This is a genomic window from Bacillus sp. VT 712 (genome assembly GCF_001614195.1).
Classification (GTDB): Bacteria; Bacillota; Bacilli; order Bacillales; family Bacillaceae_H; genus Priestia; species Priestia flexa.
In genome coordinates this window covers 1-12,855 of the sequence record NZ_LWBK01000018.1, presented here as the reverse complement: position 1 = coordinate 12,855, position 12,855 = coordinate 1, and the positions used below count along the sequence as shown (strand labels likewise).

Annotated in this window: 15 protein-coding genes and 2 rRNA genes; 1 reads left to right on the top strand and 16 read right to left on the bottom strand. The window is 34.6% G+C overall.

Annotated elements, in window-relative coordinates; genetic code table 11:
- Positions 1-56: 56 nt before the first annotated feature.
- From rsmA to metG, 4 genes are all read right to left on the bottom strand, one after another.
- Positions 57-935, bottom strand: coding sequence for a 16S rRNA (adenine(1518)-N(6)/adenine(1519)-N(6))-dimethyltransferase RsmA (gene rsmA, locus A2U94_RS10675; RefSeq protein WP_025909817.1), 879 nt, complete (start codon positions 933-935; stop codon positions 57-59).
- Entirely contained in the window at positions 932-1,492 is a 561-nt protein-coding gene (gene rnmV / locus A2U94_RS10670; RefSeq protein WP_025909816.1) for a ribonuclease M5, read from the bottom strand. The genes rsmA and rnmV overlap by 4 nt, the downstream gene beginning before the upstream one ends.
- A 167-nt stretch (positions 1,493-1,659) precedes the next feature.
- The gene (locus tag A2U94_RS10665) at positions 1,660-2,430 is read right to left on the bottom strand and encodes a TatD family hydrolase (RefSeq protein ID WP_025909815.1); all 771 of its coding nucleotides are present in this window, start codon (positions 2,428-2,430) and stop codon (positions 1,660-1,662) included.
- A gap of 72 nt (positions 2,431-2,502) precedes the next feature.
- Positions 2,503-4,515 (bottom strand): methionine--tRNA ligase, encoded by a 2,013-nt coding sequence (metG, locus tag A2U94_RS10660; protein ID WP_226372975.1) that lies wholly within the window; start codon positions 4,513-4,515, stop codon positions 2,503-2,505.
- 504 nt (positions 4,516-5,019) lie between these two features.
- On the opposite strand from metG, the gene abrB reads away from it, so the two are divergent.
- Positions 5,020-5,304: a transition state genes transcriptional regulator AbrB gene (gene abrB, locus A2U94_RS10655; RefSeq protein ID WP_025909813.1), complete on the top strand. Its 285-nt coding sequence runs from the start codon at positions 5,020-5,022 to the stop codon at positions 5,302-5,304.
- Between the two features lie 24 nt (positions 5,305-5,328).
- On the opposite strand, the gene rsmI is transcribed toward abrB, so the two are convergent.
- The 12 genes from rsmI to A2U94_RS10595 form a co-directional block, all read right to left on the bottom strand.
- A complete protein-coding gene (gene rsmI / locus A2U94_RS10650) occupies positions 5,329-6,204 on the bottom strand; it encodes a 16S rRNA (cytidine(1402)-2'-O)-methyltransferase (protein WP_025909812.1) in 876 nt (291 codons plus the stop codon).
- Complete coding sequence (locus A2U94_RS10645; RefSeq protein WP_025909811.1) at positions 6,182-6,469, bottom strand: GIY-YIG nuclease family protein; 288 nt, start codon at positions 6,467-6,469, stop codon at positions 6,182-6,184. Before A2U94_RS10645 ends, rsmI begins: the two co-directional genes overlap by 23 nt.
- Complete coding sequence (locus tag A2U94_RS10640; RefSeq protein WP_025909810.1) at positions 6,456-7,202, bottom strand: tRNA1(Val) (adenine(37)-N6)-methyltransferase; 747 nt, start codon at positions 7,200-7,202, stop codon at positions 6,456-6,458. The genes A2U94_RS10645 and A2U94_RS10640 overlap by 14 nt, the downstream gene beginning before the upstream one ends.
- Positions 7,203-7,252: 50 nt before the next feature.
- Entirely contained in the window at positions 7,253-7,618 is a 366-nt protein-coding gene (gene yabA / locus A2U94_RS10635; protein WP_025909809.1) for a DNA replication initiation control protein YabA, read from the bottom strand.
- 14 nt (positions 7,619-7,632) lie between these two features.
- A complete protein-coding gene (locus A2U94_RS10630) occupies positions 7,633-8,460 on the bottom strand; it encodes a PSP1 domain-containing protein (RefSeq protein ID WP_025909808.1) in 828 nt (275 codons plus the stop codon).
- Between the two features lie 4 nt (positions 8,461-8,464).
- Entirely contained in the window at positions 8,465-9,457 is a 993-nt protein-coding gene (gene holB, locus A2U94_RS10625; RefSeq protein ID WP_025909807.1) for a DNA polymerase III subunit delta', read from the bottom strand.
- A 37-nt stretch (positions 9,458-9,494) separates the two neighbouring features.
- Entirely contained in the window at positions 9,495-9,824 is a 330-nt protein-coding gene (gene darA, locus A2U94_RS10620) for a cyclic di-AMP receptor DarA (protein WP_025909806.1), read from the bottom strand.
- A gap of 54 nt (positions 9,825-9,878) precedes the next feature.
- Positions 9,879-10,505, bottom strand: a complete 627-nt coding sequence (gene tmk, locus A2U94_RS10615) for a dTMP kinase (protein WP_025909805.1) — start codon at positions 10,503-10,505, stop codon at positions 9,879-9,881.
- A gap of 13 nt (positions 10,506-10,518) precedes the next feature.
- Positions 10,519-11,952 carry an aminotransferase class I/II-fold pyridoxal phosphate-dependent enzyme gene (locus A2U94_RS10610; RefSeq protein WP_062687040.1) on the bottom strand — a complete coding sequence of 478 codons (1,434 nt, stop codon included), beginning with the start codon at positions 11,950-11,952 and terminating at the stop codon, positions 10,519-10,521.
- A 113-nt stretch (positions 11,953-12,065) separates the two neighbouring features.
- Positions 12,066-12,248, bottom strand: a complete 183-nt coding sequence (locus A2U94_RS10605; RefSeq protein WP_025909803.1) for a sigma factor G inhibitor Gin — start codon at positions 12,246-12,248, stop codon at positions 12,066-12,068.
- Positions 12,249-12,399: 151 nt separating this feature from the next.
- Positions 12,400-12,515, bottom strand: a 5S ribosomal RNA gene (rrf, locus tag A2U94_RS10600).
- Between the two features lie 103 nt (positions 12,516-12,618).
- A 23S ribosomal RNA gene (locus tag A2U94_RS10595) occupies positions 12,619-12,855 on the bottom strand; the annotation flags it as partial.

Genomic DNA, 12,855 nt, shown 5'->3' with positions numbered 1-12,855 from the left:
GCTAAATATTCAACTCTCTTCATAGCCTATGAACACGAAGCAAAAAGGTGATTATTCTATGCGAACGATTTTCCTAGCTCATCGCTTAACTTACCAAACTCTTCAATTGATAATGTTTCTCCTCTTCTTTTTGGATCAACTGAAGCTTCTGAAAGAGCTTGTTCAATCGCAGCTTTATTTGCTTTTCCATTAGGTAAATTATTCACTAGATTATTTAAGATGGTTTTACGTCTTTGACCAAAACTTGCTCTGACAACTTTGAAGAAGAATGCTTCATTTTCAACCTTTACGGCTGGTTCATTACGTCGAATTAAGCGAATAACAGCTGAATCAACATTTGGTTGAGGGTTAAATACCGTTTTGGGGACGACCATAACTGTTTCAGCTTCCGTATAGTATTGAATAGCAATAGAAAGAGAACCATAATCTTTTGTCCCTGGCTTTGCTGCGATACGGTCAGCTACTTCTTTTTGTAGCATAACAACAATTCCTCGAACAGGAATCTGCTCCTCTAGCAACTTCATTAGAATTGGAGTTGTAACATAATAAGGTAAGTTTGCTACTACCATTAAGTCTTCAATACCTTCAAACTCTTGTGCTAAGGTCTCTTTCAAGTTGGCTTTAAGTACGTCTTGGTGAATGACTTTAGCGTGCGGATAAGGTGAAAGCGTGTCAGCTAAAATGGGTAACAGGCGTTGGTCGATTTCAAAAGCCAATACTTTTTTTGCGCGCTTTGCCAATTGCTCAGTTAGAGCCCCAATCCCAGGACCAATCTCAATAGCTCCTGTCTCATCTGTCAACTCAGCATGGTCAACAATACGATTTAAAATATTAGTATCAATTAAAAAGTTTTGTCCTAAGCTCTTTTTAAACGTAAATCCGTATTTCTTTAAAATTTCTTTCGTACGAGTTGGGGTTGCAATATCTTTTGTCACGATTTTTGTTCCTCCTGATTAATTTTCTGAACGGCTTTGATAAACTCATCTTTTGAAATTTGAAACATTTTTAGTCTTTTGTGTAGCTGTTTTCCGTTTGCATAACCAATTTTCAAAGATTTACCTATTCTCTCACGCCTACTTTTTGCTTCACTATCACCTATTAAGCGAGCAACAATTAAATCCTCTTGTGTAATTTGTTCATCGATTCCTTGCCATTCTTGTTTCACGTCTTGTAAAGCTTGTCTAATATCTTCAATAGACGCATGCTCAACGCCTATACCTTTTCCATTTTTACCTTTTGCTTGTTCTTTTGACAAAAATGCATGCTTACATCCCGGAACTTTTTCTGAAACAATATTACGAATACGCTGACCCGGATAATCAGGATCTGTAAAGATAATAACGCCTCTCGTTTGTTGTGCTAGCTTTATCTTTTCAATGGTTTCATCGTTTACGGCTGAACCGTTCGTCTCAATTGTATCAGCTTGTACTGCTCGACGAATTGTAACAGTGTCATCCCTACCTTCAACCACAATTATTTCTTTAATCTTCATTATGAACCTCCTCAAAAATGAAGTCTTTCTCTCTTCATTTTGCTTCTAACCTATCAGTATGAAATCAACTGAAAAAAGGCAGAGGATTGCAAGACCCTCTGCAAGTGTTATTCCATTTAATACTTTTTATTTTAACATTGTTTTAAACCAATAGATATGTTAAACATTTAGTCATTAATTCGGAATAATTTTAGCGCATTTTCAGTAGTATGCTTTGCTAATTCATCGTAGCTAATACCTTTTAATTCCGCAATCTGTTCTGCTACGTATGAGACATATGCTGGTTCATTTCTCTTTCCTCGATAAGGGTGAGGTGTCAAATATGGACAATCTGTTTCTATTAATAATTTATCAAGTGGAATTTCAGCTGCTACCTCTTTTGGCTTCTTCGCATTCTTAAACGTGACAGGTCCACCAAATGAGATGTACATATTCATACCCATACACTGTTTAGCAACTTCAATGCTCCCAGTAAAGCAGTGCATGATACCACCAACTTCTTCCACTGACTCTTCCTTTAAAATGGTTATGACGTCTTCTGTTGCATCACGATTATGAATAATGATTGGAAGATTTACTTTTCTCGCTAAACGAATTTGTCTACGAAATACTTCTTTTTGTATATCTTTAGGTGACTTGTCCCAATGATAATCTAATCCCATCTCTCCAATAGCCACCACTTTAGGATGTGCTGCTAGTTCTTCAATCCAAGTTAAATGTTCATCTTTCATATCAATAGCATCTACGGGATGCCAACCAACGCTAGCATACATAAAATCATACTTTTCAATAAGTTCCATCGCTCGATTAATGGTTGGTTCATCAAACCCAACCACGACCATCTTTTCTACATTGCGCTCTTTTGCTCTTTCAATAACATCCTCTAAATCATCATTAAATTGGTCTGCATTTAAATGTACATGTGTATCAAATAACATATTAGTGCTCCTTTCATTTACGAAATAAAAGAGGGCTTTCCCGTGTTCCACGTGAAACGCCCCCTTATCTTATTATTTTACTTTAGTTCCGTTGCTTAAAGATTGGTCAACCTCTGCAAGTGATAAGCCATTAGCATCCTCACCCGCTAAAATCATTCCTTGTGAAAGTTCTCCACGTAATTTTACTGGCTTTAAATTCACAATACAGATGACTTTACGGCCAATGAGTTCCTCTGGCTTATAAAATTTAGCAATGCCTGATACAACTTGACGTTTTTCATAGCCTAAGTCTAGCTGGATTTTCAATAGCTTATCTGCTTTCTTTACAGGCTCAGCATGAATAATTTCTGCTACGCGTAAATCAACCTTTAAGAAGTCATCTAAACTAATTTCTTCACTTTGTTCTGGCTGAACCTCTTCTTTTTTCTCTTCCTGTGCTGGCAATGAACTTAACATTTTTTCTTTAATAAATGTAATTTCTTCATCACGATCTAGACGTGGGAACATTGGTTCACCTTTTTCTACTTTCGTACCTTCACGAAGCATGTTAAACGTTTCAATACTTTCCCAACTCTTTAACACATCTTCTTTCACACCAATCTGTGAAAAGATTTTTTCTGGTGTTCTCGTTAAGAATGGTTGTAGGAGAACAGCTGTATGACGGATAGCTTCTGCTAAGTGTACCATTACTGAAGCTAATTCATTACGCTTCTCTTCATCCTTAGCCAGGGTCCAAGGCTTTGTTTCATCAATGTATTTATTTGTACGACTTACATACTGCCAAACCGCTGATAATGCCACTGAGAACTCCATATTTTCCATGGATTCTTCGTATTTTTTCACCATATCTTTTTGAGCTTGCACAAGCTGAGCATCAAACTCTGTTACATTCCCCTCATACATAGGAATGACACCATCAAAGTACTTATTAATCATTGCTACTGTACGGTTAACTAAATTACCAAGATCGTTTGCTAAATCAAAATTAATACGCTCTACAAATGCTTCAGGTGTGAACACTCCGTCCGAACCGAAAGGGACTTCTCTTAATAAATAATAGCGTAAAGCATCTAAGCCGTAGCGATCAATTAATGTTACTGGATCAACGACGTTCCCTTTTGACTTAGACATTTTACCATCTTTCATTAATAACCATCCGTGTGCAAAGACTTTCTTTGGAAGAGGTAAATCTAATGCCATTAAAATAATTGGCCAATAAATTGTATGGAAACGAACAATTTCCTTTCCTACAAGATGAACGTTAGCAGGCCAGTACTTTTTGTATAATTCGTCATTTTCAGTGCCGTATCCTAATGCTGTAATATAGTTTGATAATGCATCAACCCATACATAAATAACGTGCTTGGGATTCCCTGGAACTTTAATACCCCAATCAAAGGTTGTGCGTGAAACAGCCAAGTCTTCTAATCCTGGCTTAATGAAATTATTAATCATCTCATTTTTACGAGATTCCGGTTGAATAAAGGTTGGATTTTCTTCATAAAAAGCTAATAAACGATCTGCATATTTACCCATTTTAAAGAAATAAGATTCTTCTCTTACTAATTCCACTGGATGCCCACTGTCTGGACTTTTTCCTCCCACTACTTTTCCATCTTCAATAATTGGATCTACTAATTGAAGTTCCGTATAGTAAGTTTCGTCAGGAACTGAATACCAGCCTTCGTATTCATCTAGATAAATATCACCTTGCTCCAGTAAACGATTGAAGATTTTATCAACAACCTCTTTATGTCTAGATTCTGTGGTGCGAATAAAGTCATCATAGGAGATGTCCATTTTCTCCCATAAGTCTTTAATCCCTGCTACAATATTATCTACATACTGCTGAGGAGTCACATTTTCTTCTTCTGCTTTGCGCTGAATTTTTTGCCCATGCTCATCCGTACCCGTTAAATAACGAACATCGAATCCTCTTAATCGCTTATAACGAGCCATTGCATCCCCTGCAACTGTTGTATACGCATGTCCTATATGTAATTTACCACTTGGATAATAAATTGGCGTGGTAATGTAAAACGTATTATTTCCCATCTGTATAACCTCCAAAATCCGTTTAAACACTTCCCAAATACAGTATTTTGTATTTCGAACAAAAATAAAATCAACTATTTATTCTATCTTCTATAATACTATTTTCTAGGACGTTTTGAAAACCATCTAGCTAAAGACATTAGAAATTTAAATAAATGCTGTTTACTTCTACCATTTTTGCCTCTTTTATAGATAAAATACCTTATTACTTTTTGGATGAACTCTAAAGAAAGTAGTTTTTGTCTTATTTTGTCGAAAAATGAATTTTTGATTAAAAAAGCTTGAATTCAATCATCTTTATATCAAATTTATTATGTTATTTTTTTCAATATACTACCTAAAGATATTATTGGTATTCTTCACAAACCCTTTTATATAAGTGTTTTTATATTTTTTTATTTCCATCTACATTTTTTTACATACAAAATGATTGACTAGTTTTGGAAACGTTGGTATTATAAAAGTACATTGAATTTGTCGAATAATGACGAAAGTAATAACATAGAAAACTAAAAGGTGAGAGGGGAAAATAAGATGAAATCTACAGGTATTGTTCGTAAAGTTGATGAGTTAGGACGTGTAGTAATTCCAATTGAATTACGTCGTACATTAGGGATTGCTGAAAAAGATGCGTTAGAAATTTATGTTGATGAAGAGCGTATCATTTTAAAGAAATATAAACCAAACATGACTTGCCAAGTAACTGGTGAAGTTTCAGATGAAAATATTCAATTAGCTGGTGGTAAGCTAATTTTAAGCCGTGAAGGTGCAGAACAAATTATGAAAGAACTTGAAAATAACCTACAATCTTCAAACTAAAAAAGCTGTCTAACGACAGCTTTTTTAGTTCACATGATATTCACTATATATCTCTCTTTTTGATTGATTACGATCTTTTGCTACTTGTTTGATAGCATCCTTATTACTAAATTGCTGATCATTTATATAATAGTTCACATGTTCAATAATTGTTAACTCTGTCCACCAAGCTTCTTTATCTTCTATAATGTCTTCAGTTGTTCCTGAAACAATGAAACAAAATTCTCCTCTAAGTTCTGTTTCGTTAGCCCAAATTATTGCTTCTTCAATAGTTCCTCTTAAAAACTCTTCATAACGCTTTGTTAACTCTCTACATAGTACAATCTCTCGGTTTCCAAAGGCTTCAAACATCAATTTTAACGTCTCTTTTAAACGATGAGGTGCTTCATAGAAAACCATCGTTTCTTTTTTTATAGATAAAAGTTGAAGTTCCTCCTTTTTACTTTTTTTATTTCGATTTAAAAAACCGTAAAAATAGAATTCATAAGTAGGTAGTCCAGAAGCAATCAAAGCTGTCAACGCAGCATTCGCACCTGGTAAAGGAATAACAGTATAACCTTTGTTGGTCGCTTCTCTTACTAATTCATATCCTGGATCAGAGATACATGGCATACCAGCATCACTCACAAGACCAATTTTAAGACCTTTTTCTAAATCTTGAATAAGCCTCTCGGTTTTCGTTTCTTTATTATGATCATGATAGCTAACGATTGGTGTCCCAATCTCAAAATGGTTACACAGCTTCTTTGTATGCCTTGTATCTTCTGCAGCAATATAATCTACTTCTTTTAATAATCGAATTGCGCGAAATGTCATATCTTCTAGGTTACCAATAGGTGTTGGAATTAGATATAATACTCCTTTGTCTTCAATTCCTTCATAACTTTTTTGTGAGTTCATTACTTTTCTTCTGCTCCTTTAGGATATATTGTTCTTTCTGTCTACGGCTTAACTGTTTAAACCAGTATTCTTTTTTCATGGCTTCAATTTTAGTTTCGTACTCTTCATGCCATAAAAGTACAACTGGTAAACGACTTTTAGTATATTTAGCACCTTTGCCACTATTATGAACGGCTAAACGCTTATTCAAATTATTTGTGTATCCTGCATAATAGCTTTGGTCTTTACATTCTAATACGTAAAAATAATGCTTAGTTTGTTCCATACAAAATTTCCTTTAGCTCGTTTGTATATTCATTGTCTTCCTTATAAACAACGAGTGGTGGAAGGATTTTTAAGTCTGCATTACCATCTTTAATTCCTTCAATTAAAATGGTGTTAGCTTCTTTATTTTTCTTCGGATAGATAAACTGTAAGCGTTTTGGCTCTAAACGGTATGCCCTCATTAACGTAATGATATCAACAAGTCGACCTGGTCGATGTACAATTGAGACCTTTCCCCCTTGCTTTACTAGTTGACTACTTACACGAATCACATCTTCTAGATTACAATGAATTTCATGCCTAGCAATTGCATAATGCTCATTTTTATTTTGCTCATCAACTTTAGGAGTAGGAAAATAAGGAGGGTTACATGTTACTACATCATACTTTCCATGTCCTAATTTCTGTGGCATGTCCTTCAAATCGCCTAGAACAATGTTAATTTGATCATTTAAGTTATTGTAATCAACACTTCTAGTGGCCATGCTAGCTAAACGCTCTTGAATTTCTACACCCGTAATCTTAGCATTTGTTCGCTTTGATAAAAATAAAGGTATAACTCCGTTCCCTGTACATAAATCAATGATATTCCCTTTTTTTATAGGTACATACGCAAAGTTTGATAGCAAAACAGCATCTAATGAAAATGAAAAGACAGAATGACTTTGAATAATGCGCATACTTTCGTCCGCTAATAGATAATCAAGTCGTTCATCTTCATATAATTGAACCATGTTCCATTTCTCCTTATACAAAAGCAGCCTCTCCTTGTGGAGAGGCTTTGTTATTTTTTATTTAAAAATGATAAGCAAAACAAACAATCTCCATCTTGACGGACGCTACCATAATGAATGTTACAAATATGGAAGCCTTCTTGATACAGTCTAGCTAGATTATCGTATCCTTCTCCGATATCTATCTGCTTTTGTACTTTTGTTTGACTACTTACCTTTTGATTATGACTTTTGGGCTTTGTTTCCAAATTGGTTTGGTCAAGGCGGCGGCGCAAATGGTCATTTTCAATCTGTAAGTGATGATTTTCTTCAATTAGTTCAGCTAAATACTCTTTTAAGTCTCCTAATTGTTTGTATAAGTGACCAATTTGTTCCTCCATATTTGTAACCGAATCAAAAATCTCTTTTTTATCCACCTTTACCCACCTCGTTAATCTGTGGCTTGAAACGAAACAGCACCTTCATTAATAATTTCATCTAATGTATACTCTAAGATTTGCTCACGATTTGATAATTCTACCTGTATAATACGCTCTAAAATATTTAGACCTATTACACGACCTGAACCTTCAGGTGTTTTAATGGTAGATCCAATATCAGGAAGCTGCTCTTTCGCTGTTTCGTATTCATCATTTTCGTATTTAAGACAGCACATGAGACGACCACATAACCCTGAAATTTTTGTAGGATTCAACGATAAGTTTTGGTCTTTTGCCATTTTAATTGACACTGGCTCAAAATCTCCTAAGAAAGTTGAGCAACAAAGCATTCTTCCACAAGGACCAATACCACCAAGAAGTTTCGCTTCATCTCTAACACCAATTTGACGTAATTCAATACGTGTACGGAAGATGGCTGCTAAATCCTTTACTAATTCTCTGAAGTCGATACGTCCATCTGCTGTGAAATAAAAGATTACCTTATTACGGTCAAATGTATATTCTACATCTACTAGCTTCATATCTAGGTTATGTGCCTGAATCTTTTGAACACATACACCATATGCTTCGCTAGCAGCTTGTTTGTTTTCCTCAACAATGAGCTTGTCTTTAGGCTCTGCAATACGAATGACTTTTTTTAGTGGGAGAACAACATCATGTTCACTGACTTGCTTTTTATTAATAACAACCCTACCAAATTCAACACCACGGATTGTTTCAACAATAACAAACTCCCCATCTGGTATTGTTAAATCACCAGGATCAAAATAATATATTTTACCCGCTTTTTTAAAGCGAACACCTACTACATCATACAAGCTTTTATCCCTCCTGCAAATCCAACACCAGCTGTTCCATCAATAACTGTATATTCATATTTGAATTTAATTTATTTTTAGCTCTTAAAATAACTTCAATCTTTGCAATAATTTTTTGTTGAGTAGCTTGAAGTGCATGAGATTTTAAATGATCTTCTTTATAAAAATAAATAATCATTGGCTCTTCTTCTACTTGCAACGTTAAAACATCGCGATACAGAAGCATTAGTAAATTTAACCCAATATGAGCTTGTTCTTTTTCTTTAAAATGAGGTACCCATTTTTCGTGAATAAAGAGAAGCGCTTGTTGAGGTCTAGTTGTTAACACTTCATATAATTGTATCACTAACTTTCTTGCAAGTCCAAACCATTCATCTTCACTTAATTCAATTGCTTCTGTAATACTATTTGTTAAGTATGGCATCAGCGTTGCATCTGCTCTGGAAAGGTTATGGTTCATTAGTTGTTCGGCTAATTGTTTTTCTGTTAAAGAACGAAGAGAAATAACCTGACATCTAGATATAATTGTATCCAACAGCTTCTGAATAGTCTCTGTTAACAAGATTGCATATGTACCATCCGTTGGCTCTTCTAAAAACTTTAATAAACTATTAGAGGCACTTACTGTCATCTTATCAACATGATTAATAATATATAACTTCTTATTGGATTCAACACCAGTTTTTGTGAATTCAGCTTGTAAATATTGTACTTGTTCTTTTTTAATTGATAAGCCATCTGGCTCAATAAAATGTACATCCGGATGATTACCAGAATCAATTCTTTTACAGTTAATACATTCATAGCATGGTTCATGTTCATGAGGATTTAAGCAAAATAATCGTTTTGCAAATAAAAAGCTAATCTCCTTTTTTCCAGTTCCTTTACTTCCTTCAAGCAGGTAAGCATGAGCTACTCTATCTTTCACAATACTGTTTTTTAACATTCTAAGAGCAGTTGGTTGGATACCTTCTAGCTCTCCCCACTTTTTATTCATTTCATCACACTTTCTACTTCAATTGTAAGGCAATTTTTTAAAATTGATGAAATTGGTCAATTGGCAACACAAATACCGTTGCTCCTCCAACTTCTACTTCCACTGGATAAGGAATATATGAATCTGCATTACCACCCATTGGAGAAACTGGAGAAATAAATTGATTACGATTTTGACATTCACCTTTGATAATATCTAACACCGTTTGAACTTTTTCGTCTTCTGTTCCAATCATAATGGTTGTATTTCCAGATTTTAAAAAACCGCCAGAACTAGATAATTTTGTTGAGCGGAAACCTTTTTCAACTAATGCGTTTAACAACTTTGTACTATCTGAATCTTGTATAACTGCAATTACTAATTTCATGAATATGCACCTCATTATGAACTTATTTACTTTATTATATCAAGAATTATTTGCTTACAAAAATCCTCTTAACACATCACATATATCGTTGTATACATCATCAACGCTTTGCTCAGCATTAACTTCTTTGATACGATTTGGAAATTGATTTAATAAAAGTTTATACCCTTCTCTTACTTTATAATGAAAGTCGATTTTCTCTAAATCTAAACGATTAATTTCATGACTACGACCTTTTTCTATTCGCTGTAATCCTATTTCAGGTCTAATATCTAAATAAAAGGTTAAATCTGGCATAAGGTGATCAATAGCAAATTGATTAATCCCCAATACTTCTTCAATGCCTAAACCTCTCGCGTACCCTTGATATGCAAGAGAACTATCAATGAATCGATCACATATAACAACTTTACCCTGTTCTAGCATGGGAATAACTTTTTCAACTAAGTGTTGCCTTCTAGCTGCCGCATATAAAAGAGCTTCTGTTCTACCGTCCATTTCTTTGTTTTTAGGACTTAAAATAACTTCACGAATTTGCTCTGCGATTGAAATACCACCTGGTTCCCTTGTCAGAACAACATCTATTCCTTTTTCTTTTAACATATTTTCAACCATTTGAATAACTGTCGTCTTTCCAGCACCCTCAGGCCCTTCAAATGTAATAAAAATTCCCTTTTGCATTGCAATTCCCCTTTTACTTAAACACACGAATGAACCCATGTCTTATATTTGTACTTCCTTGTATTTTACCTTTAAAAGATAAGGTTTGCTTTAAATACTTTAAATGATGTAATGAAATCTCTTCACCTTCTAACAGCAGTGGAATGCCTGGGGGGTAAGGTATAATGGTTTCCGCACATATCTTTCCTACAGCGGTATCTAGTGAAACTATCTCGGTTTCATTTTTATGAGTATATATTTTATGTGTAATTTTTTCAGGGTAGTAAAGAGTATGAATCATATCTTTTACAAACCCACCTTGTGCACTTAATCCAACTGCTTTTTTGATTCGCAATAACGTATCACTAAAATCAAATGATGATGATAAAGGTAGCACTAATAAAACATACAAAGGATCTGCTAGCTCTGTATATATTCCTTCCGCTTCTAAAGCTGCCTGAAGCTCATAACCAGTGAGTCGCGTAGATGATAAGATGAGTTTTAATAAATCAACCTTAAGATTCCCCTCCTGATTTAACTCTACAATAGAAAGGGTATCAATCTGATTTAACTCGTTATAAAATCCTTTTAAATTAGCTTTAATTTTTGCTGTACCTTCATTTTTTAAACACTCTACATAATAACGTGCAATATCTAAAGAAACCATAATAGGATAAGATGGACTACTAGATTGTAAAGCACCCAAAAGATAAGATAATCTATTTTTATTAATAAAGTTTCCTTTCACATGTAAATATGAGCCCATTGTCATTGCTGGCAGTGTCTTATGAGCGGATTGGATAACAATATCTGCACCAAACTCTGTAGCTGACTTTGGAAAAGGAGCTCCTAAAATAAAATGAGCGCCGTGAGCTTCATCCACAACAACCGGAATAGAATGTTTGTGTGCCAATGAAACAATCGGAGCTAAGTCAGTTGAAACACCGTAATAAGTAGGATTTGTTAAGACAATTGCTTTTACCGAACTAGGAGCGACTTTAAGGGCTTGTTTGATATCTTCAACATTTATACCTACCGTTAATTTTGAAATCAAATCAACTTCAGGAGAAACAAAGATAGCATTGGCTTTTGCTAAATTAATTGCATTAAAGATTGACTTATGCGAATCCCTTTGCACAATAATACTATCTCCTTCTTCACAAAGAGATAATATTGCAGCTAAGTTGCCCACAGTAGAGCCATTCACTAAAAAATATGTTTGATCTACCCCGTATAAGTTGGCAGCTAATATCTGAGAGTCTTGAATAGCTTCTTCTGCTTCATGCAAATCATCTAAGCCTGTTATTTCTGTTAAATCATATTTTAAGAACTGTAGAAAATCTTTTTCAACACCTTTAGGAAAGACATAACCATTCTTATGTCCCGGTACATGATAAGATAGAGGCCTTTTATTGATATGATTTAAAACGCAATCATATAAAGGCAGTTTGCTTCGTAGATGTTCCAAACTTATAATCTCCTTTTATCTCTTACACATTTATAAATCAAGACTGTGTCTATTATAACAAATTCGCAATAGCTTTTTCATCATGCAAAAAAGCCCTTAAAAGGACTTCAGGTTTATTTATAAATTTCTATTTTCTTTAATTGATTTAAAATATCATCATATTGCTGATTGGATAAATTTATTTCTGTAATATCTTTTTCACAGTGTTGACATATCAATGAAGAAAAAATTGTAATACCTTTAACTGTTCTTTGATTGCAAACTAAGCAAACTGTATCATGATTTTTTCCGTTCATTATTCTACACCTCCACTATGTCATTGTGAACCATTTGTTTATTTCCTATACCTATGAGAATTTTAAGTCTACAATACATTATACGCAGATAGCTTATACCTTGTTAAAACAAAATAAAAAGACTAGCTAATTTAGCTAGTCTTTTAAATCCGCCTGGCAACGTCCTACTCTCACAGGGACAAAGTCCCAACTACCATCGGCGCTAGAGAACTTAACTTCCGTGTTCGGCATGGGAACGGGTGTGACCTCTCTGCTATCGCCACCAGACATATTATATTATACAACTTCTTTGAAAAAAAGCAAGACTTTTTTATCTTGTTCTCTCAAAACTAGATAACATTTTTCGCTGAGTACTTCATGTACTATCATTTTGGTTAAGTCCTCGATCGATTAGTATCAGTCAGCTACACACGTCGCCGTGCTTCCACCTCTGACCTATCAACCTGATCATCTTTCAGGGATCTTACTAGCTTGCGCTATGGGAAATCTCATCTTGAGGGGGGCTTCATGCTTAGATGCTTTCAGCACTTATCCCGTCCACACATAGCTACCCAGCGATGCCTTTGGCAAGACAACTGGTACACCAGCGGTGTGTCCATCCCGGTCC

What these genes read in the sequence shown, in the direction of transcription:
- rnmV (WP_025909816.1), bottom strand. Translation starts at nt 1,492, where the DNA reads ATGAAGATTAAAGAAATAATTGTGGTTGAAGGTAGGGATGACACTGTT.
- A2U94_RS10665 (WP_025909815.1), bottom strand. Translation starts at nt 2,430, where the DNA reads ATGTTATTTGATACACATGTACATTTAAATGCAGACCAATTTAATGAT.
- abrB (WP_025909813.1), top strand. Translation starts at nt 5,020, where the DNA reads ATGAAATCTACAGGTATTGTTCGTAAAGTTGATGAGTTAGGACGTGTA.
- rsmI (WP_025909812.1), bottom strand. Translation starts at nt 6,204, where the DNA reads ATGAACTCACAAAAAAGTTATGAAGGAATTGAAGACAAAGGAGTATTA.
- A2U94_RS10645 (WP_025909811.1), bottom strand. Translation starts at nt 6,469, where the DNA reads ATGGAACAAACTAAGCATTATTTTTACGTATTAGAATGTAAAGACCAA.
- A2U94_RS10640 (WP_025909810.1), bottom strand. Translation starts at nt 7,202, where the DNA reads ATGGTTCAATTATATGAAGATGAACGACTTGATTATCTATTAGCGGAC.
- holB (WP_025909807.1), bottom strand. Translation starts at nt 9,457, where the DNA reads ATGAATAAAAAGTGGGGAGAGCTAGAAGGTATCCAACCAACTGCTCTT.
- darA (WP_025909806.1), bottom strand. Translation starts at nt 9,824, where the DNA reads ATGAAATTAGTAATTGCAGTTATACAAGATTCAGATAGTACAAAGTTG.
- tmk (WP_025909805.1), bottom strand. Translation starts at nt 10,505, where the DNA reads ATGCAAAAGGGAATTTTTATTACATTTGAAGGGCCTGAGGGTGCTGGA.
- A2U94_RS10605 (WP_025909803.1), bottom strand. Translation starts at nt 12,248, where the DNA reads ATGAACGGAAAAAATCATGATACAGTTTGCTTAGTTTGCAATCAAAGA.